The organism is Echinicola shivajiensis (genome assembly GCF_018642165.1).
GTDB classification, from domain to species: domain Bacteria; phylum Bacteroidota; class Bacteroidia; order Cytophagales; family Cyclobacteriaceae; genus Echinicola; species Echinicola shivajiensis.
In genome coordinates this window covers 1-23,672 of the sequence record NZ_JAHHZM010000008.1, presented here as the reverse complement: position 1 = coordinate 23,672, position 23,672 = coordinate 1, and the positions used below count along the sequence as shown (strand labels likewise).

Genomic DNA, 23,672 nt, shown 5'->3' with positions numbered 1-23,672 from the left:
TGAATCTGTTCTTTTTGAATTTGAAAGGTAATGTGGATGAAGTCCAGAGGTTTTTGATTCACCTTAAATGATTGATTTGTTTTAATTAGCCATTATTTTTATGGAGAGAAAATATCCCAGTAGTATTACACTTGCAGCCAAGTTGATTGTTTTGTTTCTGACAGTTGCATTGGCTTATTTCCTAAAAGGGGTTTTGATACCCTTGATGTTTGCCTTGATAATTTCCATCATGTTATACCCATTGTGTAATTTGTTTGAAAGGTGGAAAGTTCCTCGGGCAGCTGCTTCATTGATTTCTGTGATTTTGGCCTCTTTGGTACTTTCAGGAATGATTTATTTTATAGTCCATCAGGTGATTATTATCGGAAAAGATGGCAGTGAGATAGCTTCAAATTTTGGAAATATCTATAACAAGATTCAGGTTTGGTTTGAAGCTACTTTTGGCCTTCAGCTTGGTGAATTGGCTAATAGGTTGAAAGATGAGGCAGAAAACTCCATTGCCAATATAGGGAAATACATCACTTCTTTATTTAGTTCAGCGGGCGGTACACTTGCCAATGGCATTTTAATTCCCTTGTATTCTTTTTTCTTATTGTATTATAGGGATTTCTTTAGGGATTTTCTTATTCAAGCCATTAAGGGCGCTCCTGCAGAAAAAGTAATTGAAACCATGGAAAGGGTTTACCATGTGATCCAAAGCTATCTATTGGGATTGCTGATAGTGATGGGGATTGTTGCGGTTTTAAATACAGCAGGACTCTTAATAATGGGCATTGAGCATGCTTGGTTTTTTGGCACTCTGGCCGCTTTTCTAATCTTATTGCCCTATATTGGCGTAGCTATTGGGTCCATTATTCCTGCAGTTTTTGCCTTGGCAACTATGGACAGCTATTGGTATGCTTTAGGGGTGATAGGCTGGTTCCAGGTAGTACAGTTTTTGGAAGGCAATTTCATAACTCCGAACATTGTGGGAGGGAGTGTAAGCTTGAATCCTTTGGTGGCAATCCTTTCCCTGATTTTGGGAGGTATGCTATTTGGCTTGGCAGGTTTGATCCTGGCCATTCCTATGGTAGCAGTGATCAAGATAGTGTTTGATATGACCGAAGCTACTCAAGCTTTCAGCTTTTTGATAGGGGAACCGGATGAGGATCATCTTAAACACAATAGTTACGAGTTTATAAGGGAAAAATATGGCCTGAACAAAAAAGAAAAGTAGGCTTAATCCGAAAAGTACTATGAAATAGTAAAAGTGTTATGAAAAGTATCATCAGAATTTTATTTGCAATTATCCTTCCTCCAATTGGGGTGTTTTTGACTGTTGGCTTGGGCAAGTCATTTTGGATCAATATTCTACTGACTTTGTTGGGGTTTATTCCTGGGATAGTTCATGCAGTATGGATAATAGCGAAAAATAGTGAAAATTAGCGTTTTCTAAGGTTTATTAATCATTGATTTATGAGGTTGACCAGAAAAAGGCTGGCGCATATTGTATTCGAATCGGATGATATCGCATCAAAGCGATTTGATGTGGTATTGTTGATTGCCATTCTTGGTAGTGTAACTGTGGCTGTTTTGGATTCAGTTAAGTCACTGCATGATGGATTTGGCACTGTGTTTTATTTTTTGGAATGGGCATTTACACTGCTTTTTACCGTTGAATATATATTGAGGGTTTGGCTAAGTAGAAGAACTGCAGGCTATGTTTTCAGTTTCTATGGGATTGTGGATTTACTGGCGATAATGCCGACTTATATCAGTTTGGTAGTGGCGAATAGCCACTTTTTGGCAGTGGTCAGGGCACTACGCTTTTTAAGGGTGTTAAGGGTGTTGAAGTTGGGACGCTATATGCGAGAAGCCCAGGTGCTATCGGATGCCTTATACAATAGTAGGATGAAAATCCAGATATTTCTGGGGTCAGTGGTGACCATAGTTTTGGTCATGGGAACAATAATGTTTTTCATAGAGGGACCAGAAAGTGGATTTACAAGTATTCCCATGTCAATGTACTGGGCCATAGTTACCTTAACAACTGTAGGCTATGGGGATATTTCACCATTGACCCCACTTGGTCAGTTTATGGCTTCGTTGATTATGCTTCTTGGATATGCTATTATTGCTGTGCCTACAGGGATAGTTTCCTCTGAAATTACTGCAGTTAATGCAAAAAATAAGTTGGCCGCAGAGCAGCGAGCCTGTCATATTTGTCACGCCACAGGTCATGATGATGACGCCTACCACTGTAAGTATTGTGGGGGGAGGCTATAATTTATTAGCCAAGTGATTTAATATGGTATATCTTTATATCTTAGAACGGTAAGTTATGATCCCAAATAATAAGCTGATAAAAAAGATTCTCGAAAAGGCTGTATTGGTATTAAGCATAATAAGTTTTTTCCTTGTAATATATGAAGAAGGGTTCAAGCAGCCATTTTTATCATTGCCGGATTCCCATTATGTCTTGAAGGTGATTTTGACCATGATTTGGATAGGGTATATTGCCCAGTTTTTTCTCTCCAAATGGGTCAAGTTTAATTTTAAGAAACAGGTAGCAGAGATAATATTGATTATTATGATCAGCTTAGCACTGTTTTTTATTTTTTCACATTTTAGGGTTCAAGGAATGGACGCAATGACATCCATTACTACAGATCGGTTTTTAGTGGATTTACTGGTGTCGGTAGTCTTCCTCATAGAATTGTCAAAATTAAGCTTGGGCATTGGTGGGCTGACGTTAAACCCTCAAATGATATTTATATTGAGTTTTTTGACTTTGATTGGGGTAGGGACATTCTTATTAATGCTGCCCAAAGCCACTTATGAGCCCATTCATCTGGTGGATGCTCTTTTCACGGCTACCAGTGCTGTATGTGTCACAGGCTTGATAGTTCTGGATACTGCCAAGGACTTTACCCTTTTCGGTCAATTTATCATCATGATATTGTTCCAGATAGGAGGTTTGGGAATGATGACCTTTACCAGTTTCTTTGGCTTCTTTTTTAAAGGACATTTTAGCTTTCAAAATCAATTGTTCTTAAAGGACTTTATCAATGAAGACCGCTTTGGGCAGGTATTTAATACCCTTTTGAAAGTAATTACTTTTACCTTTTTGGTTGAGGGTGTGGGAGCTGTTCTAATTTATCTTAGTCTCGACCGGAGCCTTTTTGAAGGGAGATTGGATATGGTTTTCTTTTCAGTATTTCACAGTGTTTCCGGTTTCTGTAATGCGGGCTTTAGCATTTTGAGTGATGGACTTTACCAAGAAGGATTTAGGGAAAACTATAATATGCAACTGATCATTGCGCTATCTATTGTGCTAGGAGGAATAGGTTTTCCAGTAGTCTTGAGTTATTACCAATACATAAAGCATCTGGTCAAGGGGCTTTATAAAAAAATGGTTTTTGGAGAAAGCTATAGACATGTGCCCCGGGTTGTGAATGTAGGCACCCGATTGGTTATGATCACGACGGGAATATTATTATTGGTAGGGTTTATCACGTTTTGGATTTTTGAAGAAGAGCATAGCTTAAAGGGAATAGAGGGATATGGAAAGGTAGTTACGGCATTCTTTGGTGCTGTTACACCTAGGACTGCTGGGTTTAATACAGTAGATATGACATCCATGGCTGGCCCAACAGTATTAGTGTATTTGCTACTGATGTGGATTGGTGCTTCTCCTGGCTCCACGGGTGGGGGATTAAAGACCAGTACTTTTGCTGTTGCCATATTGAGTACCTTTAGTATTGCCAAAGGAAAGGACCGGGTGGAAGTTTTCAGGAGAGAGATTTCCAATGCGACCCTGAGAAAAGCTTTTGCAGTGACCTTTCTTTCAATAATGGTGATGGGTGCAGCAGTATTTCTGCTGAAATTTTTTGACCGTGATTTGCCCTTGACCAGTGTAGTGTTTGAAGCATTCTCAGCCTTTTCAACAGTAGGTTTGAGTTTGGGAATTACCTCGGGACTTAGCTTTGGAAGTAAGATGGTGTTGATTCTAACCATGTTTGTTGGTAGAATTGGTATACTCACCTTTTTGATTGGAATAAGTAGAGGGGTGAAAACCCTGAGTTATCGATATCCCGAAGAATCGGTGTTTATAACTTAATAAAGAAGAATTTTAAATATTAATCATATGAAGTTTATCATAGTAGGTTTGGGTAATTTTGGTGCCTATTTGGCCGCTAGGCTCACAGATAAGGGCCATGAGGTGATTGGAATAGATAGTGATATGGCCAAGGTGGACAGTTCCAAGGAAAGTGTTACCCATACCATTTGCCTCAATGCCACGGATAAGAATGTTGTCAAGAATCTGCCTATTTCGGATGCTGATGTGGTGTTGATAGCGATAGGGGAAGATATGGGGGCTTCTATTATGGCTACGGCGGTATTTAAGGAATTAAAGGCAAAAAGAATCATTAGCCGGGCCATTACCCATACTCATGAAACAGTAATCAGGGCCATTGGCGTGGATGAAATTATTCATCCAGAGGAGGAAACCGCAGAACGCCTTTCCAAGAAACTGGAGATGAAGGGAGTGATTGACAGCTTTGATATTTCTGATGGATATAATATTGTGGAAGTGACAGCTCCAAAGGAGTTTGTGGGGCAGACTATTGGGGAAACAGCTGTAAGAAATCGGTTCAATGTGAATATCTTGACCATTATCAAGATGAGAAACCGACCCAATATTTTTGGCAATATGCAAGAAAGACAGAAGGTAATGGGGGTGGTCAGTGCTCAAACGGTAATTGAGGATAATGATATTTTAGTGTTATTTGGAGAAATCAATGATATCCAGAAGATATTGGATTTGAATGAAGAATAGGAAGTGTTAAGTATCAAGATGCTAGTAGTTGGTATCAAGAATCAGATGCTAGAATATTAGATCAAAGAGCAAGGAATAAAGAGCAAAGACAAAATTTTACCATGAGTATTAAGCTGAAATAATGTTCTCATGATTCAGCGTTTAATGCTCTCTATTCCCATATTAAATAAAACGGCCAATCCATCAATATTTGGATTGGCCGTTTTTGGTTTACTTTGGTTAAAAGTCTTTAATCAACCAAAAAAACGGTCAAACTCCTTGGACCATGGGCGCCAATGACCAGGGATTGTTCAATATCAGCTGTTTTGGATGGACCCGCAATGAATACTCCATAACCATGTTCATTTACTTTTACCTTTTCATATGCCTGGTGCATATTGGTCAATAAACTATCCTTTTTAAGTAGAATGATCAGATGCTGGGCGATAAACGGCAGGACCCTATGCACTACATTTTTTTCTGGCATCCAGATGGCACCATTTTCTGCCACACCCAACTCACCATTTAGCACAGCCAATTCAACATGTTCTAGATCATGGGGATCAGAGATATTATTGACGTTGACATTGCCATCAACACCTTCAACCAGTGAGGCTTTGAGTTGCTCACCGGAGAAGTTGGCTTCAATATAAGCTTGGACTTCTTCAAGGTTGGCTGCTTGGATTAGTTTCCCTCCATTGCCAGTTAATCCTTTTTCATATTTCTCCACTAAATTCTGCTCATCGGGAAAGACGAGTAATGCAGGCAAAGAACCTGCTTTTGGTTTGTTTTTCTGGATGGCCGCTAATATGGATGCTTTACTGCTCATGATTTTCTGTTTTTCTGGTACCATTCTTTAAAACTCTCCTTAGGAACTTCCGGCAAATCACGGTGTTTTCCCCAAACATTGATACTGCTATAAACCAAACTGTCTGGTGTTATTTTCAGGGCCGTTCGGGCCATTTTTCCAGCAAGGTCATAAAGCACCGGCTTGCCAAAGGTAAAACCAGCGACTTTCATGGCCAGTTTTTTACTGGCATCCACATCTGTGTTTTCGGTGATTACCTGACGCCATTTGTAAAGCTGTTCGTGAATATTGATTTTCACAGGACAAACATCGGAGCAGGACCCACAGAGCGTGGAGGCGAAAGGTAAAGTGCTGTATTTTTTCAGGTCCTTACCAGGAGAGAGTATTGATCCTATTGGTCCAGGAACAGTCGAATTATAACTATAGCCACCACTTCTTCTATAAATAGGGCAGGTATTCATACATGCTCCGCAACGGATACATTTAAGGGAATTTTTGAAATCTTCACGACCCAACTGTTCTGTACGGCCATTATCCACTAATATAATGTACAGTTTTTTGCCTGGAGCAGGTTTATGGAAATGGGAGGAATAGTTAGTGATACTTTGTCCTGTAGCACTCCTGGCCAAAAGCCTGAGGAACACCCCTAGATCCGTAGCTCTTGGAATCAGCTTTTCTATCCCCATACAAGCAATATGGATGTCTGCCAAATGGGTACCCATATCGGCATTTCCCTCATTGGTACAGACCACAAACCCACCAGTTTCAGCAATGCCAAAGTTTACTCCGGTAATGGCAGCATTGGCTTCTACAAATTTCTTTCTAAGGTGCTGTCTTGCGGCTTCAGTAAGGTATTTGGGGTCGCTAGCTCCTTTTTCCGTGCCAATGTGCTCATGGAAAATTTCTCCAATATCCTGTTTTTTCAGGTGAATGGCTGGAAGTACAATATGGCTAGGTGCTTGCTTGGCAAATTGAATGATACGCTCTCCAAGGTCAGTATCTACCACATCATAGCCCTTGTCCTCCAAGTAATGGTTTAGTCCACATTCTTCAGTAAGTATTGATTTACTTTTAACAATATTGGAAACCTTGTTTTCCTGAAGGATTCGGTATACATGTTCATTATGTTCCTGGGCGTCTTTGGCCCAGAGCACCTCCACTCCATTTGCCAGAGCATTGGCTTCAAACTGTTCCAAAAGTTCATCCAAATGGGACAACACATAGTCCTTAGTGGCAGAGGCCGTATCTCTGAGTTTTTCCCATTCAGGAATGCCTTGTGCGGAAAGGTCTCTTTTTTGGCGTACATGCCAAAGTGTTTCATCATGCCAGTGAGTTCTGGCATCATCTTTTATAAATTCTGCTGCCGCTTGGGCATGGCTTTGAGTTTTCATAATGGCTTATTCGACAGGGTTCCCATTGAGGATTTCAGCGATGTGCATGACTTTGATCGGACTATTTTGGCGCTTGATCAAGCCTTGCAGGTGCATAAGACAGGACATGTCAGCACCAGTCAATACCTCTACCCCATTTCTAATATGATCAGCTAAACGGTCGTTGCCCATAGTGATAGAAACTGCCTCTTCAGCAATGGCAAAGGTGCCACCAAACCCACAGCATTCATCCTTGCGGTCCAGTTCTATCATTTCTATATCCTTTACTTGGTTCAGCAAGGAAAGAGGCTTGTTGAATTCTGGGTCCATCCTCTCGGAACATTTAGCCAACCTTAGCCCTCTCAATCCGTGGCAGGAAGAATGAAATCCTACCTTATGGGGAAAGGAAGAGGTAATATCTTTCACCTTCAGTACATCAGTCAAGAATTCGCAGAGCTCGTAGATCTTGGGTGCATTGTTCTCTTTTGGAAGCACATGGTCTTTGACATGAAGGGTGCAGCTGCCTGATGGAGCTACGATATAGTCAAATCCGCCAAAGTTTTTCATGAAAAGTTCTGCCGATTCATGGCCATATCGTTCATAGCCTGAATTGGCCATGGGCTGTCCACAACAAGTCTGAGAAAGCGGGTAATCCACTTCCACACCATGTTTTTCCAATAATTCAAGGGTAGCCTTTGCTACGCCAGGGTAAAACTGGTCGACGTAGCAAGGTATAAAGAGTCCTACTCGCATAGTTTTTTATTTCAAATTCCCAATTTATGTTTCTTCATTCGCATCTTCATCCTGCACCATACTGTTTTGTCTATGCCGGGGCATACAGGAAAGTAAAGTACACCTGAAAGGGAATTAAGGATTAAATTTCCATTCTTGAGTTGCTTTTTGAGCATAGGCAACCAAAGGATAAAGTTACCTTAATAAAACCAATATAATCAATTTATAGCTTCATGAATATTAAACATTTCTTTGCAGCTTTTTTCCTTTTCTTGACCCAATTCAGCCTTTTGAATGCGCAGGAAACCTTGGTCAAGCTGAGGGAAAATCAAAATACTTATCTTATCTCGACTCCTAAGCAGAGCTTACAACTATACTTTCTCTCTCCACAGGTTTTCAGGATTCGTAGCACTTGGTCTGGAGAATTTGAGAAGGAATACTCCTATATGCTAAAGCAGCAAAAGTTTGAACCTATACCTGTAGAATCCTCGGAACTAACTGAAGAGTTTGTTTTTGAGACTGGTAGTTTAATCGTGAGGGTGGATAAAAGCAATCTTCAGCTTTCTGTTTATGATGTAAGCGGCAAGCTGTTGTCTGGAGAAGAAGTAGAAGGCGTTTCTGGTGGCTCATATAAAGCCAGCGAAAAAGTGGGTACGGTTAAAACCTTGGCTGCTGATGAGCATTTCTTTGGCTTTGGGGAGCGAATGGACTTTCTAGACCAGAGAGGAAAAAAGATACAGTTAAATGTCGGAAGAGGTCTTGGCAGGCCACATATCATAGGTGCCTACAATATTTTGGAGGCAAATTATGCCCCAGTTCCATTTTTTATGAGTACTAGGGGCTATGGTATCTTTTTTCATAATTCCTATGCAACAAATTGGGACATGGGCTCTAGCCATTCCAATGCTTTGAGTTTTGAAGCTGAAGGTGGAGAGTTGGATTATTTTTTTATGTATGGACCTGATTTTTCCAAATTACTATACCATTATACAGCCTTAACAGGTAGATCTCCTTTATTGCCGAGATTCGCTCATGGACTGCATGTGGGTACTTACAGTGGAGGGACATGGGGGTATGAGGAGATGACCTCAACACATTATGTTTTGGAACTTGCCAGAAAGTACAGGGAAAAGGGAATTCCGTTTGATGTACTGCATTTGGATTCTACTTGGAGGATGTTTGGCAAGAATGGCGGCAGTGGAGCTACTTCCTTTGAGTGGAGAGAAACCTTTAAAGATCCCCAAAGCATGTTTGACAGCCTTTATGCTATGGATGTGAATATGGTAGGACTTCATGTAAGGCCACGTTTTGATAATGGTAATTACCTGAATCTATTAGATCAGGCTAGGGAAAAGGGATATGTCTACCCAGAGGATAATAACCCTGGGGAGTTTGTCAATGTCTTTGATCAGGAGTCGGTAGACTGGTGGTGGGAGAATGGGGTGATGCGCATAGCTGAATTAGGGGCTATGTTTCTCAAAACAGACGAAGGGAGTGCTTTTGGCAGAAAGGCCAATGAAAGTGACAAAACTGGACCTACAGGAGAAAGAGCGGTGAGATTACACAATGTTTTTCCAGTAGCTTACGCCAAAGCTCCTTATGAAAAGTTCAAAGAGTACAATGGCATGCGTGGGATGAACCATACCCGGGAAGGCTATGCAGGGATACAGCGTTACCCATTCATCTGGGCTGGCGACTGGCCAAGTGAGTGGCAGTACTATGGCCCTGTGATCAAAGCAGGGATTAATATAGGGATGTCTGGTGTTGGCTATTGGTCGCATAATATGGGTGGGTTTGAGCACAAAGCTGACCCTGAGTTGTTTGCCAGATGGGTACAGTTTGGGATGTTCAGTCCTGTGGCCCATGTATTCGGTATGGATCATCCAGGATATAAGGAACCCTGGAATTATGGTGAAAAGGCGGAAGAAATATTTACAAAATATGATCGCTTAAGGTACCGTTTGATCCCATATATCTATGGTACTGCCTTTCAACAATATCAAACCGGAAAACCTATCATGAGGGCTTTGGTCTTGGAGCATCAAGATGACTTTAACACTTATTCCGTAGACGACCAATACTACTTTGGAGACCAGATGATGGTGTGCCCAGTACTTACCAAAGAAGCTCAAACAAGGACAGTTTACTTACCTGAAGGTACTTGGTATGATTACTGGAACGGTAGAGAATACCAAGGAAAGCAATATTATAATATTGTTACTCCATTGGAAAAGCTGCCCGTTTTTGTGAAAGCAGGAGCTATAATTCCAATGCAAGACAATGTTACATATGATGATAAGCAGCCTTATGGAAACATCACCCTAGAGATTTTTCCTGGCATAAGTAATCAATATCAATTTTTTGAGGATGATGGGATTTCTGAGAAGTATATGGATGGAGCTTATTGCTTGACCCATATAGCTTTGGAAAGTTCAAATGCCAAAACGTCTATTTCTATTGGGGAAGCAAAAGGCGAATATGAGTCTGGGAAGCGGTTTTATATACTAAAAGTACATATGGATCAAAAACCAAATTCGGTGATTTTGAAGGGGGGGGATTTAGCGATGGTTTCTGCAGATTCAGTGACTTCAGGGGAGGAAGGTTGGTATTATGATGAAGAACAAAAAATCCTATGGGCAGCTTCAGAAAAGGCCAGTGGAGAGTCACTTTTATTTGATATAAATAGTGAAGATTAGCTCCCTTCTGTGTGTTTTCATCAGTACACAACAGGACAGTATTGCTGAATGAAAAAAATAAATTCGCTACCATAAATTTAAAAGAAGATATTAAAAAATCTAAAGATAATGAGCACATTGGAACGTACATTTAAGCATGTGAATTACCTGTGGGATGATAAGAAAGCCCAGGAACTGGAAGGAGATGAGGTAGCCCTATTGATCTATAGATCAAACATCTTGGGAGCAGATCTGAGGATCACCAATTATGGCGGTGGCAATACCAGCTGTAAGACCATTGAGCAAGATCCATTGACCAAGAAGGATACCGAAGTGATGTGGGTGAAAGGTTCAGGAGGAGATATAGGCACCTTAAAGAAGAGTGGTCTTGCAGGGCTATATTTGGAAAAATTGCATGCCTTGAAAAATGTATACCGAGGATTGGAGTTTGAAGATGAGATGGTAGGTTTATTTAACCACTGTATTTATGATTTGGACTCAAAGGCACCTTCCATTGATACCCCATTACATGCATTTTTACCTTTTAAACATATCGATCACCTTCATCCTGATGCAGCGATCGCCATTGCAGCGGCAAAGGATGGAGAAAAAATCACCCAAGAACTTTTTGAGGGACAGATAGCTTGGGTGCCTTGGCAACGTCCAGGTTTTGATTTGGCCCTTCAGCTCGAAAAAGCATTGAATGACAATCCTGGGATCCGTGGAATTATGCTGGGTGGACATGGATTGTTTACTTGGGGAGATACGGCTTATGAATGCTATATCAACAGCTTGGAAGTGATCGATAAGGCTTCCATCTATCTGGAAGAAAACTATGGCAAAGACCGTCCTGTTTTCGGAGGCCAGAAAATAAAATCATTGGCTCCTGAAGCAAGGCTAGAACAAGCTGCTAAGATTGCTCCGGTATTGAGAGGTTTGGCTTCTGGCTATAATAGAATGGTCGGCCATTTTACAGATGATGAGCGTGTATTGCAGTTTGCCAACAGCCATGATCTTGATAAATTGGCTCCGTTGGGAACCAGCTGTCCTGATCACTTTTTGAGAACCAAGATCAGACCTTTGGTATTGGATTTTCCAGCGGATGTTGACTTGAGCAATGCGGAGGAAATAAAGTCCAAGTTGGAAAAGGATTTTGAAGAATACAGGGCTTACTATACGAAATATTATGAAGACCATAAGCGGGATAACAGTCCGGCCATTCGTGATACCAATCCTGTGATCATCCTTTGGCCAGGAGTGGGGATGTTCTCCTATGCCAAGAACAAGCAGACCGCTCGCGTAGCCAGTGAATTTTATATCAATGCCATCAATGTGATGCGTGGTGCTGAGGCGGTCTCTGAATATGTATCCCTACCTTTGCAGGAAGCTTTTGATATTGAATATTGGTTATTGGAAGAGGCCAAGCTTCAAAGAATGCCCAAAGAGCAGCCATTGTCTAGGAAAGTGGCATTGGTGACTGGTGGTGCTGGTGGTATTGGAAAGGCCATTGCTGATAAATTGGCCAGTGAGGGGGCCTGTGTGTTCATTACTGATATCAATCAGGACCGCTTGGATGAAGCAGTAGCTACTTATTCCAAGGATGTAGGCACTGGTGTGGTGATGGATGTGACCAAAAGCGAAGAGATCGCTGCTGCCATGAAAGCTGCAGTTTTGAAATTTGGAGGTGTTGATATAATTGTCAACTGCGCAGGGCTTGCCATTTCCAAGCCGATTGAGCAAACGACAGAGAAAGATTGGGATTTGCTACAGGATATCTTGGTAAAAGGTCAGTTTGCCGTTTCCAAAGCCGCAGTAGAAATCATGAGAGAGCAAAAGTTAGGTGGTGATATCATCAATATAGCCAGCAAGAATGCACTCGTTTCAGGTCCAAACAATATTGGCTATGGAACAGCTAAAGCTGCGCAGGTCCATATGAGCAGACTTCTTGCTGCAGAGCTGGGCAAAGATAAAATCCGAGTGAACGTGGTGAATCCTGATGCAGTTATTGAGGGGAGCAAGATTTGGGAAGGAGAATGGGCAGCAGGAAGAGCAAAAGCCTATGGAATCAAAGTGGAGGAATTACCGGCATTTTACGCCAAAAGAACTATCTTGAATGAGATCATTGGTGTTGATGACATTGCCAATGGGGTTTTTGCCTTTCTAGGTGGAGATTTGAGCAAAAGTACCGGTAATATTCTAAATGTAGATGGTGGTGTAGCAGCCGCTTTTGTGAGATAATTATGCGAATAGATCAGCAAAAAATAAATCAGCTGAATGATCAGGCTCTCTCGGAACACCGGGAGAGTTTTGAACATTTGAGCAAGGTATTAGCTCGAAAAAGTATTGATGCCAATGCTTTGGTCGGGAAATTAAAGGAATTCCAAGTGGCAATTCCCAGTTGGGCCTTAGGGACTGGAGGGACCAGGTTTGCTCGTTTTTCTGGCGGAGGAGAGCCAGGTACCTTGGAAGACAAGATTGCGGATGTAGGATTGATCCATCAACTAAGTCAGTCGGCAGGTGCCATTTCCCTGCACATTCCTTGGGATATTCCAAAAGATGTAGAAGCTATCAAGCAATTGGCAGATAGTTACGGCTTATTGTTTGATGCCGTAAATTCAAACACCTTCCAGGACCAACAGGAACAAGAACTGTCGTATAAATTTGGATCACTCTGTCACGTGGACAAGTCAGTACGCCAACAGGCCATTGACCATAACTTGGAAGTGATCAAATATGGAGAGGCATTAGGTTCAAAATCTTTGACAGTTTGGCTGGCTGACGGCTCATCTTTTCCAGGCCAGCTGAACTTTAAAAAAGCTTTTCAAAGGACATTGGAGTCTTTGCAGGAAATTTATGCGGGCATGCCAGCTGACTGGAAGATGTTTGTGGAATACAAACCATACGAGCCTAATTTCTACTCCACAGTAATCCAAGACTGGGGTTCCTCACATATGTTGGCGGATAAGTTAGGTGACAGGGCTTATAGTTTGGTAGATCTAGGCCATCACCTGCCCAATACGAATATTGAACAGATTGTAGCTACTTTGATGATGGTTGGTAAATTGGGTGGCTTTCACTTTAATGATTCCAAATACGGTGATGATGATTTGACGGTAGGCTCATTGAAACCATATCAACTGTTTTTGATCTTCAATGAACTGGTGGATGGAATGGAAGATCCGACTTCCAATAATCCTTACCCAGCTTGGATGATAGATGCCAGCCATAACTTGAAGGATCCATTGGAGGATTTATTGCAGTCGTTGGAGGCCATTAAGCTGGCTTACGCACAGGCATTGCTGGTGGATAGGGCTGCTTTGGAAGAGGCGAGGGAAAACAATGATCCTTCCTTGGCGCAAGAGATTTTACAAAATGCATACAGAACTGATGTTCGCCCTTTGTTGGCTGAGGCAAGGTTGCAAGCTGATGGAGCACTGGACCCCATTGGGGCTTATAGACGACTTAATATAAGAAGAGAGTTGATTAGCCAGCGAGGAGCCAAAACTGTATCTACAGGATTGTAAAAGATCATTATTGTGGAAAGCCATTTCTTTTTATGAAAGGAGAACATTTTCCAGAAACTACTGACTATTTAAATTATTACCGGTAATCTATTCATCTCTCTATTTATGGGTTTAATAGGTTTGAAAAATATCTCCAAAGGGATGAGTTGGATTGCCGGTTTTGTATCTTATTTTCCGTAAGGAAAGTACCATTAACATTACCCATGATGCCATTACAGGTAATAGCCATATTTGATATAGGAAAGACCAATAAGAAGTTCTTTTTGTTTGATGAGAATATGAACGAAATCAAGCAGGAGTACTATAAAATCCCCTTGACCAAGGATGAAGATGGTTTTGAATGTGATGATTTGGAGGCACTGACAAAATGGATAAAATCCACTATCAATGGTATCTGTAACTCTCCAGATTATAAGTTAAAAGGGTTGAATTTTTCTACTTATGGAGCCTCTTTTGTACATATTGGTAAAGATGGTCAACCGCTGACTCCCCTTTATAATTATCTGAAAGAAATACCTCAAGAGATTATAGAAGGGTTTTACCAACGTTATCCTGAAGAAACCAATAATCTGGAAACTGCCTCACCATCCTTGGGAATGCTGAATTCTGGATTACAACTTTATTGGCTGAAAAAGACCCAACCAGATTTGTTTTCTAAGATCAAATATTCACTGCATTTTCCACAATACCTGAGTTACCTCTTTACTGGAAAAGCAGTCAGTGAGCCGACATCCATAGGCTGCCATACGCGTCTTTGGAACTTTCAGAAGAGGGAATATCATGATTGGGTAAAGCAAGAAGGGATAGACAGGGTCTTGCCTGAAATTGTGCCTACGAGCCAGACTTACCCCAGTGAGCTTTGCGGCCATGAGGTGCAAGTAGGTGTAGGGATCCATGACAGCTCTTCTGCTTTGGCTTCCTATTTGGTAAGGATCAAAGAGCCTTTTTTGTTGGTTTCCACGGGGACATGGAGCATATCTTTGAATCCTTTTACCCAAGATCCATTGACCAAGGAGGAATTGGATAACGACTGCTTGAATTTTTTGAGTATTGATGGTAACCCGGTGAAAGCGTCCCGCTTTTTTATGGGCTATGAGTTTAATTACCAGATTGATAGAATCAACAAGCATTTTAATAAGCCAGACAAATATTACAAAAATATCGTGGTGGACAGGTCTATTCTTCAGCCTATTAAAGATGGAGCAATCATAAATACTTTTTGCCCAAAGCATATTGCAGAAACACCCTTGGTGAAATTACTTTTTGAAGGCAATGATTGGAAGCCAGAAGAATTTGACTCTTATGAAGAAGCTTACCACCATTTGATTTGGGGCTTGACTTTATTGCAAGTGGAATCTTTGAAATTAGCTAAGGGAAGTTCCAAGATCAATAAGGTCTTTATCGATGGCGGTTTTGTCCATAACGAAGTATTTATGGAACTGCTGAGGTACTACTTGCCTGATTGTGAATTAGAATTCTCCGATTTTCCACTGGGTTCAGCTTATGGAGCCGCTTTAGTATTGGAGCAGAAAAGTGGGGTTGGGGTGAATTAGAACCTTTTTTAATCTAAAAGCTCTGCAGAGGATACTGTAAGTATTTGGACCACAAAGTTCTCAAAGCTTCCACTACGACTTCAAATCTTTTTTGAATTATATAACTAAAATTTTTAAGGACAGGATTTTTGTTGTCATTTGAGGTTGATTCATTGAAGAAGCTAACTCAATGAAGAATTAATGGTGCCATTTTAATTGAAAAGAAAAGAGTGTCTATAGATCCTCTAAAGATTATGTTTTAATCTCTAGATTGGATCAAAGTAAGTATAGAAAGAGGGAATTTGTACTTATTTATTTTTAAAAATAGCTTCAGTTTGGCAATGGTTTTTTTGATAGGCTTAGAAGAGAAGTATGCTGATTTTTTGATTGTTTGAAAGAAAAAAAATAACTTGCTAAATCCTTTTAATAACAATAGAAAGCCCTTTAATAACAATTTATGAATTCTCGAATTTTAAGTTTAATCTTTGTTCTTTTTATACCCATTTTGAGCATTGCTCAAGATTTATCAGAAAACCGGTATTATAAAATCCAAGCACCTAGTGGTTTGGTATTATCAACGGCAGAGAATATGGATAATGATGCTTTGATCTGGCTCGAAGAGGTGAAAGACGAAGCAAAAGACCAACTCTGGCAAATTGTTCCATTGGAAAATGGTTTGTTTAACATTAAAAACTCCTATTCTGGAAAAAGTATTGACAATGGTGGAGTCCAATCTGGAAAAGGAAATCAGCTTATTCAGTGGAATACTGAAAAATCCAATAACAACCAACAATGGAAGATTAGCCAGACAGGAACCGGTGACTATATCATTACCCAGAAAAGTAGCCAAATGGCCATGGATTATAAGGAAGCAAAAGAAGGCAAAATAGGTGCTTTTCAAATGCCCAACTCAGCGCAAATCTGGAAATTAGTTCCGACCAAAATTAAGGTTGAAATCAGTAAGCGAAAGTTAAGAAGTGAAAATGAATGGGAAAATGAAACCATTTTTGCTATTAATAAGGAAGAAGGCCATGTGACTTTTTATCCCTATCCGGATTCAGAATCCCTGAAGAAGGACGGGACTTATGATAAGCCCTGGTTAACGCCTAACTCTTCGTTTTATCAATCTTTGAATGGTAAATGGAAATTCAATTGGGTAAAATCGCCATCAGAGCGGCCTCAGGACTTTTATAAGCAGAACTATGATGTTTCCAGCTGGGAAGAAATTAACGTACCATCAAATTGGGAGATGGAAGGCTATGGTACCCCGATCTATACCAATATTACCTATCCTTTCAAAAATAACCCTCCATTTATCGAACCACAGAAAGGCTATACCAATGAAAGTGAGCCTAATCCTGTAGGGTCATATCGCCGTGAATTTGAGCTGCCAGAGAACTGGGATGGAAAAGAAGTCTTTGTCCACTTTGACGGTGTATACAGTGGGATGTTTTTATGGATCAACGGAAAGAAAGTCGGGTATACACAAGGCTCTAATAATGATGCTGAGTTTAATATTACCGAGTATTTAAAGGCCGGAAAAAATACGGTTTCAGCTCAAGTCTTTCGATGGACAGATGGAAGTTTTATCGAAGATCAGGATATGTTTCGCTTGAGTGGAATTCACAGGGATGTGTATATATATGCCATGCCAAAACTGGCTATACGGGATTTCGTCATCCTTGGATCTTTTAAGGATAAAAAGCTTTCTAAAGTAGATTTTTCAGTAAATGTCCGATTGAAAAATTATGATAAAAAGAAGCTGAGAAATGCTTTAGTGAAAGTGAGTTTATTTGATCCTGCAGGAAAACAGGTGCTTGAAATACAGAGGAACATAGAGAAAATCAAGAAAAAAGAAGCTCAAGAAATTACCTTCAATAAGGAAATAGATGACCCTCAATTATGGTCTGCTGAAATCCCGAATCTATATACCGTAGTGATTTCTGTTCAAAATGAGGAGCAAGATGAAATTTTGGCCATGTCCAATAAATATGGCTTTAGAGATATTGCAGTGAAAGAAGGCCGTGTCTTCATTAACAACCAACAGGTGTTCTTTAAAGGTGTTAATCGTCATGATACCCATCCGCTGTTGGGTAAGGCAATCCCTGTGGAATCTATGATTGAAGATCTAGTCTTGATGAAGCAAAACAACATTAACACCCTTAGGACCAGTCATTATCCCAATAGTCCAAAAATGTACGCAATGATGGATTATTATGGTATGTATACCATGGATGAAGCAGATCTGGAGAATCATGGCAATGGAGAGATCAGTGATACACCAAGTTGGATTCCTGCTTTCAATGACCGGATAATTAGGGCTATCCAAAGAGATAGGAACCACCCATCAGTGATTTTCTGGTCATTGGGAAATGAAGGTGGCAATGGTGCTAATTTTAGTGAAATGTACAAAGTGGCCAAGGCGATGGACCGCAGCAGGCCTATCCACTATCAGGGAAAAAATGAGAGCGCGGATATCGATTCGCATATGTATCCTTCATTGGACTTTATGGAGTCTTTTGATAAGGATGGAAGTAATAAACCTTATTTTCTTTGTGAATACGGCCACGCCATGGGCAATAGCATAGGGAATCTCAGGGAGTATTGGGACTATATTGAAAATGAATCTGAGCGGATGATCGGTGGATGTATTTGGGACTGGGTAGACCAGGGCTTGGTTAAAGAGGGTGAAAATGAAGCGCATTATTATTATGGAAGTGATTTTGGTGATCGTCCAAATGACCATGACTTTTGCATGAATGGGATAGTGACTTCTGATAGAAAACCCACAGCAAAACTTCACGAGGTGAAAAAAGTGTATCAATACATTAAAATCCAACCTGAGGAGGCACAAGCTGGTAGGGTTAAGATCAAGAATACTTATGACTTTTTGAACCTGAATCACTTCAAAATCAAATGGGAAGTATTGGAAGATGGAGTAGTTGTGGAAGAAGGCAGTTTAAAGCCTGTGAATGTGTCGCCAGGTGAGGAATCAGAGCTTCAAATTCCTTTTAAAGGAAACTACAGCACACAGCATGAGTACTTGTTGAACATTTACTTTCAACTGGCTGAAGAGCAGACTTGGGCAGCGCAAGGACATGAAATGGCTTCTGCACAAATTAGTTTGACCGATAGGGTGGAAGTTGCCCCGGTAGATTTGGAGAAACTGGATAAAATCTATGTGGAAGATAAAGGAGGGGAATTGGTCCTTTTAGGAAAGCAATTTAGCAGTATAATCAATAAGAAAACCGGTGTGATAACTTCTCTTAAGTATAATGGTAAAGAAATGATCCATGATGAAGAGGGGCCTAAATTCAACTGGTACAGAAGTGTTTCCAATGATAAATATACTGAACAAAGCTATTACCCAACGTCTGAAAAAGCAGTATTTGTTGATTATGAGTTGCAACCTGCCGCAAAATCTGTAAAAATTGATTTGGAAAAAGAGGTGTTGATAGAGAGGCCCGATAAGAAGATGCAATTCAATTATCACATTCAGTATGTGGTTTATAGTAATGGTACGATAGATGTAAATACTGATTTCGTAAAACCTGAAAATCAACCTATCATTAGGCGTCTAGGATTGCGGATGACCTTGGAGCAGGATTTGGAAAATGTCAGCTATTATGGCAAAGGACCTTTCGAAAATTACTCGGACAGAAAAGAGGCCGCATTTTTGGGACAATATACTGCCACAGTAAGCGAATTGGAAGAGGCTGAAAATTATGCCAAGGGTCAGAGTATGGGCAATCGTGAAAATGTAAGGTGGCTGGTCCTAAAGAATGATCAAGAACAGGGGATAAAGATCGTTTCCAAGGATATTCTGGCATTTACCGCTTTGCATCATTCAGATGAAGCGCTTTGGAAGACTTCACATGGATTTGAGTTGAAGGATACCGCCAAGCCATATACTTTTTTAAGTTTGGACAGGATCCAACAAGGTTTGGGGAATGCCAGTTGTGGGCCGCTTCCTCTCGAGCAATATATGATCCCTGAAAATGAAAAACTAGCTTATTCCTTTAGAATTGAGCCATTAAAGTAAAACAGCAGTTTCTTTAAAACTGTAAGTAAAAACGGGCAGTTCCACTATTTTGGGACTGCCCGTTTTTACTTGTATGATTTAAGTTTTGTTTATCATAGATTTTAAATTGGAAAGTATGGATACGCTTTACAATATGTATAATAACTACTCCAATTATTTATTTTATTTGACATTGATATAAATCTGAGTAAAATATTCTATTATTGCTACATAGCCTAATATTATTTAATATTCCTTTTTTAAAACCATTAACCATCTTATGAAAAAATTATTCTTACTTCCAATGGCCGCAATCATTGGCCTATTATTCTTTCAGGGAACCCCAAAAACTGAGCTTAGCAGTAATCCAGAATTGGAGATAGCTGGAAAAAAACTTCCAAAAAAAGTAATGGCAGTAGTAGATCAAAAATGCTACGGATGCCATAATGCCAATGCTAGGAGTGAAAAAGCAAAATCTAAGTTGGATTGGGACGCTTTGCAAACATTAAGTAAGGCCGAACAGTCAGAAACAAAGGGAAAAATCTATGATGTGCTTGCCGAAGGTAATATGCCTCCTAAAAAATTCTTGGATAACAAGCCTGAAGGCAAATTGTCAGAGGACGAATTGGCACTACTTATGAAATGGAGTAAAACCAAAAAGAAGTGATTTATAATTAGGTGAGCCTTTTATAGTCATTACTAAAAAAATAAAGGTTGTTTGGGATTCTTGATCCCAAACAACCTTTATTTTTAGGTACAAGTTTTGAAGCACAGGTAATCAAGGACTTCAGATTAACTTTGATGGATAACCGGCTATTAAACGGAACTCAAAAAAACAGCTTCTTCATCAGTTGAAAAAATCTTTTAAGATTTCCTCCCTTGATTTAACTTTGAATTGCTCTACCAATCCCTTGTAGTTGTCCACCTTTTCCAGCTCATTAAAATCTTCCACATAGGATTGATCCCCTAAGAACTTTTTGGACAGGGCGCGGTTCAACTTATCAGCATTGATATCTGCCTTTATTCCTCCATCCTCAATTCTATCAGTAAATATCTGCACACTCGTTTTATAATATATCAATGCTTTTTCCTCATTTCCCTGATGTTCATTTAATAGGCCTGCCAAAAACCAACTTTCAGGTGAATCCTCAATTTTCTTTATTACCATTTCGCTTTCATAAAGTGCTTTGTCGAAATCTTCCTCTCCTAAATAAACCCCTATTTTATTAAAATGTGGTATAAAGTAATTTTCATCTATTTTAATTGCCTGATCAAATAAAATCAGGGCACTATCCTCCTTGGACAAACTTAATAATTGTACAGCTCTATCGTTCAATTCTACTGCTTCAGGAAGAAACTGGACATTTTGCTCATCCCTGCTTTCACAGGCTATAAATCCAATTAATATCAAAAATATTATAAGATTTTTCATACTGATTTCTCTAGGTAAATAATATTTAAAAACAGATCATCAAAACTTATTGACTATTGAATTTCAATCAATTATTACAATTGATAAGCCTTAAACATACAAAATACCCTAACACAAAAAAACACCCCACATGGGGTATTTTTAATAAACATTTGCATTTAATTGAGTATAAAACCTCCAATTGGGAGACCCAATTTTAAAAGATTTACCTGAAAGAAAACATCAGCTTGTACTGTATGGTAGAAATTGGGACCTCTACCATTCCTGCACCATTATTTTCAGATTCATAAGGCATATTTACTTTTTGCTTAAAATAATCTATCGCCAGACCAAAAGTTTTTCTTCTGACAGTGATCCCAAAACTTGGATACAAGGACATATCTGACATTGCTCCTTCAAAATCTTCTCCAGAAAATAATGTAAAATAATCATCGGCAGTTTCATCATAATAATCAATCAACATACCGTGATAGGACAATCCTAATTGTGCCCTAAAATCCACTATTAATTCTTCCACAGGATTATAGCTTAGTACAGGGCCAACTTTTGTTGTCAAACTAGCGCCATGGAAGACGTTAGAATCTTCGGATTGTCCGGCTTTGGATTCTGCATAATCAGTCCAGTCCAGTTCAGTATAGGAAAGGTTAATGATTGTCCAGTCCAAGCCGTACTTTAAGGCACCATTGCTTCTCTTATTAAAATAGAAATTACGCCCCCATTCAAATGTAAAGCCCTTTGATGCACCTATTTTTCCATTGTTTACATTTTCATATGGAGACATTAAGGGGTCTAATTCACTGTCCATTACATTATTGAGCCCTAATCTTATATAACTACCCCTAAAATCAGTTGGGAAATTTTGCACGTACTCTATTTGGACTTGGGTAGAATCTTGGCCATAACTGCAAAGGGTACTTAATAATAGTAGCTGCAAACAAGCCAAACAATACAGATATTTTTTTTGAATGCTCATAGTTTGAAATATTTAAAAATCATTAATATGTATATCCGCAATTGCGCCAGTAAATATTAAAAGCGAATCGATCCTTTTGATGAAAGTATCAACTGCTTCTGCCTTCAGACTTCAGTCTTCCGACCACTTGAGCAAAGGATTTATGGTTACTGGCATCATAGCGGATAATCAGAATCATTAATTATTCAATGGGACTAATCATTTCATAATCAGTTTTCATGTAGGAATTAAAAGGATACAAATTCATTGGCATTTCCCATATTGAAAAGGCATCTCCACTCTTGTTTTTCTGGATGGTGAAAAAATTAAGGCTTTACCCTAATAATTCTCAATTTCCCTGATATGCATCTCCAAATCCTAAGTCAACAAAAACTATTATGCCTCAAAAGTAGGTTATTAACCAATTCATGTAAATACTCAAAAATGAGTATTTTACACTTGTATTCATTTATTTTATACACAAAAGTAGCCCACTATTCACCTTACGAACATTGAAAAAAAATAAAAAGCTGTTCGGGATATAATACCCCGAACAGGCATGAGTATTTTACTAAAACTTTTCTAGGATAAGTTCCATATTCACCACAGCACCGGCCACATTGCCTTTAGCCACGGAATTGGCCACAGAACGCATTCCAGAACTATTGTCTCCGCACGCATACACTCCATCAATATTAGTTCTTTGCATACCATCAACTTTGATAAAGCCATCTTCACCAAGTTCACAACCTAGTGAAGCTGGAATATCTGAGTGTTGACTAAATGGTAGGGCAGCGTATAGGGCTTCAAAATCCTCCTCACTTCTATCCTTAAAAACTACTTTTTTTATCTGCCCCTTATCATGCACTACCTCAGCAACTTCTTTTTCAATAAGCGTTATTTGATGCTTTTCAAATTTCAGCAACTGATCAGAAGTAAAATCGGCCTTTCCTGAACATATAATACTAAGTTCTTCAGTAAGGTTATGGACCAAAGAAGCCAGATGCACAGCCTTGTCACCATTGGCCAAAATACCGGTTTTTTTATGGCGTATTTCATATCCATGACAATAAGGACAATGAACCACTGAAATCCCCCAACAATCGGAAAAGCCTTTTATATCCGGCATGATATCCTTAATTCCAGTACCGAATATTATTTTATTTGCTATAAACTGTTTTCCACTTGCCGTGTTGACAAGAAAACTCTCCCCGATCTTCTCACCTTTAACAGCTGTATCTTCTAAAAACTGCACTGTATTATATTTCAAAACCTGTGACTTGGCCTTTGCTGCAATTTCACTTGGCTTTACCCCATCTTGGGTAATAAAATTATGGGAATGTGGCGTTTGCCTATTGCAGGGCATGCCACTATCTATTATTAATACTTTACGAAGAGAGCGGCCTAAAGCCATTGCAGCGGAAAGTCCAGCGTAGCTTCCCCCTATGATGATTACTTCAAAATTGTTATCCCTATCCATGAGCCAGTATTTTTTTTACTAAAAAACATCCTGATTTTCAGGACCAATGATCATTGTTTAAACCACAAAGCTTTTGTCTTCTTTTAAAACGCAACAGTGTGGCAAATTTAATATGACGCAAATATAGCCTCTTCATTTAATATTGCAACATAGTTGCAGTATTAATAAATAGCTTATCTATTATTCAAGGAATATGAGAAACCGAAAAACTCTAAAAAAAGAAGAGGCTGTCTCAAAAGTAGATAGTTTAAAAGGCTAGCTGATATCTCGGCTAGCCTTTCCTGTTTAACTCAAAATGGATATTTTGAGGTGTGAAAAAACAAGACTTAAATGTAGCTTTTAAAGACT

The 23,672-nt window shown here is 39.5% G+C and carries 17 protein-coding genes; 11 read left to right on the top strand and 6 right to left on the bottom strand.

Features of this window, described 5'->3' with window-relative positions:
- The first annotated feature begins 100 nt into the window (after positions 1-100).
- The 5 genes from KMW37_RS13805 to KMW37_RS13785 are packed head-to-tail and all read left to right on the top strand — an operon-like array spanning position 101 to position 4,819.
- Positions 101-1,216 carry an AI-2E family transporter gene (locus KMW37_RS13805; RefSeq protein ID WP_215225231.1) on the top strand — a complete coding sequence of 372 codons (1,116 nt, stop codon included), beginning with the start codon at positions 101-103 and terminating at the stop codon, positions 1,214-1,216.
- A gap of 38 nt (positions 1,217-1,254) precedes the next feature.
- Entirely contained in the window at positions 1,255-1,425 is a 171-nt protein-coding gene (locus KMW37_RS13800) for a YqaE/Pmp3 family membrane protein (protein WP_215225230.1), read from the top strand.
- 30 nt (positions 1,426-1,455) lie between these two features.
- On the top strand, positions 1,456-2,265 hold the full coding sequence (locus tag KMW37_RS13795) for an ion transporter (protein WP_215225229.1): 810 nt from the start codon (positions 1,456-1,458) through the stop codon (positions 2,263-2,265).
- Between the two features lie 55 nt (positions 2,266-2,320).
- On the top strand, positions 2,321-4,099 hold the full coding sequence (locus KMW37_RS13790; RefSeq protein WP_215225228.1) for a TrkH family potassium uptake protein: 1,779 nt from the start codon (positions 2,321-2,323) through the stop codon (positions 4,097-4,099).
- A gap of 27 nt (positions 4,100-4,126) precedes the next feature.
- Positions 4,127-4,819 (top strand): potassium channel family protein, encoded by a 693-nt coding sequence (locus tag KMW37_RS13785; protein WP_215225227.1) that lies wholly within the window; start codon positions 4,127-4,129, stop codon positions 4,817-4,819.
- Between the two features lie 229 nt (positions 4,820-5,048).
- On the opposite strand, the gene KMW37_RS13780 is transcribed toward KMW37_RS13785, so the two are convergent.
- Genes KMW37_RS13780 through KMW37_RS13770 form a run of 3 tightly spaced genes read right to left on the bottom strand, consistent with a single transcriptional unit; the run spans position 5,049 to position 7,729 of the window.
- Complete coding sequence (locus KMW37_RS13780) at positions 5,049-5,627, bottom strand: LutC/YkgG family protein (RefSeq protein ID WP_215225226.1); 579 nt, start codon at positions 5,625-5,627, stop codon at positions 5,049-5,051.
- Positions 5,624-6,997: a lactate utilization protein B gene (locus KMW37_RS13775; RefSeq protein WP_215225225.1), complete on the bottom strand. Its 1,374-nt coding sequence runs from the start codon at positions 6,995-6,997 to the stop codon at positions 5,624-5,626. The genes KMW37_RS13780 and KMW37_RS13775 overlap by 4 nt, the downstream gene beginning before the upstream one ends.
- 6 nt (positions 6,998-7,003) lie before the next feature.
- Positions 7,004-7,729 (bottom strand): (Fe-S)-binding protein, encoded by a 726-nt coding sequence (locus KMW37_RS13770; protein WP_215225224.1) that lies wholly within the window; start codon positions 7,727-7,729, stop codon positions 7,004-7,006.
- A 212-nt stretch (positions 7,730-7,941) separates the two neighbouring features.
- Between KMW37_RS13770 and KMW37_RS13765 the strand changes: the two genes are divergently transcribed.
- The 6 genes from KMW37_RS13765 to KMW37_RS13740 all read left to right on the top strand — a co-directional run bounded on the left by KMW37_RS13765 (position 7,942) and on the right by KMW37_RS13740 (position 20,127).
- Positions 7,942-10,404 carry a glycoside hydrolase family 31 protein gene (locus tag KMW37_RS13765; protein ID WP_215225223.1) on the top strand — a complete coding sequence of 821 codons (2,463 nt, stop codon included), beginning with the start codon at positions 7,942-7,944 and terminating at the stop codon, positions 10,402-10,404.
- 108 nt (positions 10,405-10,512) lie between these two features.
- Positions 10,513-12,621, top strand: a complete 2,109-nt coding sequence (locus KMW37_RS13760) for a bifunctional aldolase/short-chain dehydrogenase (protein WP_215225222.1) — start codon at positions 10,513-10,515, stop codon at positions 12,619-12,621.
- 2 nt (positions 12,622-12,623) lie between these two features.
- Complete coding sequence (locus tag KMW37_RS13755; protein WP_215225221.1) at positions 12,624-13,907, top strand: TIM barrel protein; 1,284 nt, start codon at positions 12,624-12,626, stop codon at positions 13,905-13,907.
- Between the two features lie 203 nt (positions 13,908-14,110).
- Positions 14,111-15,460: an FGGY-family carbohydrate kinase gene (locus tag KMW37_RS13750; protein WP_215225220.1), complete on the top strand. Its 1,350-nt coding sequence runs from the start codon at positions 14,111-14,113 to the stop codon at positions 15,458-15,460.
- 436 nt (positions 15,461-15,896) lie between these two features.
- Positions 15,897-19,481: a glycoside hydrolase family 2 TIM barrel-domain containing protein gene (locus tag KMW37_RS13745; RefSeq protein ID WP_215225219.1), complete on the top strand. Its 3,585-nt coding sequence runs from the start codon at positions 15,897-15,899 to the stop codon at positions 19,479-19,481.
- 259 nt (positions 19,482-19,740) lie between these two features.
- Entirely contained in the window at positions 19,741-20,127 is a 387-nt protein-coding gene (locus KMW37_RS13740) for a heme-binding domain-containing protein (protein ID WP_215225218.1), read from the top strand.
- 180 nt (positions 20,128-20,307) lie between these two features.
- Here KMW37_RS13740 and KMW37_RS13735 read toward each other — a convergent pair whose 3' ends face one another.
- The 3 genes from KMW37_RS13735 to KMW37_RS13725 form a co-directional block, all read right to left on the bottom strand.
- Complete coding sequence (locus KMW37_RS13735) at positions 20,308-20,892, bottom strand: tetratricopeptide repeat protein (protein ID WP_215225217.1); 585 nt, start codon at positions 20,890-20,892, stop codon at positions 20,308-20,310.
- Positions 20,893-21,097: 205 nt separating this feature from the next.
- Positions 21,098-21,865 (bottom strand): hypothetical protein, encoded by a 768-nt coding sequence (locus tag KMW37_RS13730; RefSeq protein ID WP_215225216.1) that lies wholly within the window; start codon positions 21,863-21,865, stop codon positions 21,098-21,100.
- A 550-nt stretch (positions 21,866-22,415) separates the two neighbouring features.
- Positions 22,416-23,324, bottom strand: a complete 909-nt coding sequence (locus tag KMW37_RS13725) for an NAD(P)/FAD-dependent oxidoreductase (RefSeq protein WP_215225215.1) — start codon at positions 23,322-23,324, stop codon at positions 22,416-22,418.
- Between the last annotated feature and the right edge of the window lie 348 nt (positions 23,325-23,672).

What these genes read in the sequence shown, in the direction of transcription:
- KMW37_RS13800 (WP_215225230.1), top strand. Translation starts at nt 1,255, where the DNA reads ATGAAAAGTATCATCAGAATTTTATTTGCAATTATCCTTCCTCCAATT.
- KMW37_RS13770 (WP_215225224.1), bottom strand. Translation starts at nt 7,729, where the DNA reads ATGCGAGTAGGACTCTTTATACCTTGCTACGTCGACCAGTTTTACCCT.
- KMW37_RS13795 (WP_215225229.1), top strand. Translation starts at nt 1,456, where the DNA reads ATGAGGTTGACCAGAAAAAGGCTGGCGCATATTGTATTCGAATCGGAT.
- KMW37_RS13725 (WP_215225215.1), bottom strand. Translation starts at nt 23,324, where the DNA reads ATGGATAGGGATAACAATTTTGAAGTAATCATCATAGGGGGAAGCTAC.
- KMW37_RS13780 (WP_215225226.1), bottom strand. Translation starts at nt 5,627, where the DNA reads ATGAGCAGTAAAGCATCCATATTAGCGGCCATCCAGAAAAACAAACCA.
- KMW37_RS13745 (WP_215225219.1), top strand. Translation starts at nt 15,897, where the DNA reads ATGAATTCTCGAATTTTAAGTTTAATCTTTGTTCTTTTTATACCCATT.
- KMW37_RS13760 (WP_215225222.1), top strand. Translation starts at nt 10,513, where the DNA reads ATGAGCACATTGGAACGTACATTTAAGCATGTGAATTACCTGTGGGAT.
- KMW37_RS13805 (WP_215225231.1), top strand. Translation starts at nt 101, where the DNA reads ATGGAGAGAAAATATCCCAGTAGTATTACACTTGCAGCCAAGTTGATT.
- KMW37_RS13740 (WP_215225218.1), top strand. Translation starts at nt 19,741, where the DNA reads ATGAAAAAATTATTCTTACTTCCAATGGCCGCAATCATTGGCCTATTA.
- KMW37_RS13765 (WP_215225223.1), top strand. Translation starts at nt 7,942, where the DNA reads ATGAATATTAAACATTTCTTTGCAGCTTTTTTCCTTTTCTTGACCCAA.
- KMW37_RS13785 (WP_215225227.1), top strand. Translation starts at nt 4,127, where the DNA reads ATGAAGTTTATCATAGTAGGTTTGGGTAATTTTGGTGCCTATTTGGCC.
- KMW37_RS13735 (WP_215225217.1), bottom strand. Translation starts at nt 20,892, where the DNA reads ATGAAAAATCTTATAATATTTTTGATATTAATTGGATTTATAGCCTGT.
- KMW37_RS13750 (WP_215225220.1), top strand. Translation starts at nt 14,111, where the DNA reads ATGATGCCATTACAGGTAATAGCCATATTTGATATAGGAAAGACCAAT.
- KMW37_RS13755 (WP_215225221.1), top strand. Translation starts at nt 12,624, where the DNA reads ATGCGAATAGATCAGCAAAAAATAAATCAGCTGAATGATCAGGCTCTC.
- KMW37_RS13730 (WP_215225216.1), bottom strand. Translation starts at nt 21,865, where the DNA reads ATGAGCATTCAAAAAAAATATCTGTATTGTTTGGCTTGTTTGCAGCTA.
- KMW37_RS13775 (WP_215225225.1), bottom strand. Translation starts at nt 6,997, where the DNA reads ATGAAAACTCAAAGCCATGCCCAAGCGGCAGCAGAATTTATAAAAGAT.
- KMW37_RS13790 (WP_215225228.1), top strand. Translation starts at nt 2,321, where the DNA reads ATGATCCCAAATAATAAGCTGATAAAAAAGATTCTCGAAAAGGCTGTA.